This is a genomic window from Kocuria gwangalliensis, from assembly GCF_039544365.1.
Taxonomy (GTDB): Bacteria; Actinomycetota; Actinomycetes; order Actinomycetales; family Micrococcaceae; genus Kocuria; species Kocuria gwangalliensis.
This window is the reverse complement of record NZ_BAABLN010000039.1, coordinates 1-552: the sequence shown is the minus strand read 5'-3', so window position 1 is coordinate 552 and position 552 is coordinate 1. Positions and strand designations below refer to the sequence as shown.

At 60.5% G+C, this 552-nt stretch carries 1 pseudogene; it reads right to left on the bottom strand.

Features of this window, described 5'->3' with window-relative positions:
* Positions 1-552: pseudogene (locus ABEA06_RS13465) on the bottom strand (integrase); the annotation flags it as partial.

Below are 552 nucleotides of genomic sequence, written 5' to 3'. Positions count from 1 at the left end.
TCGTTGCTGGAGGAGTCCTCTGCGGCGGGCGAGGTCGATGAGGTTGGCTTGGAGGTCAGTGATTTGGTGACGCAGCGCGAGGAGGTCGGTGGCTGTTAGCATCTCCTGGATCTGATGGCGGTCGTGTGGGTCCACGATGTCGCCGTGTTGATCGAGTAGACGACGCATGGGTGTGGTCGCGGTGTCGTGTTTCTTGCGCACGATCGCACCGTCGCGGGTTTTGCTGAGCAGCTTCTGTTGGGGCAAAAACAGGTTGACCTGTCGTGAGGTCAGTGGCCATAACTGGTTGAGTAGGTCGAGCTCTTGGGGGGTGTCGTAACGGAAGTAGCCGACGTTTCGGCGCACCACCGACCAGTTCTTCTGCTCGACGTGGGCTTGATCGTTCTTGTGGCTGGAACGGCCGCGGGTAAAGGTGATCTTGCGAGTGGCGCACCAGCGGGCCAGGTGGTGGTTGATGAACTCGGAGCCGTTATCGGAATGGATCCCGTGGATGTGGAACGGGAATCCTAGCCGCAGCTCCTCCAACCCGGCGGCGACGATCCGTTCGCCCTT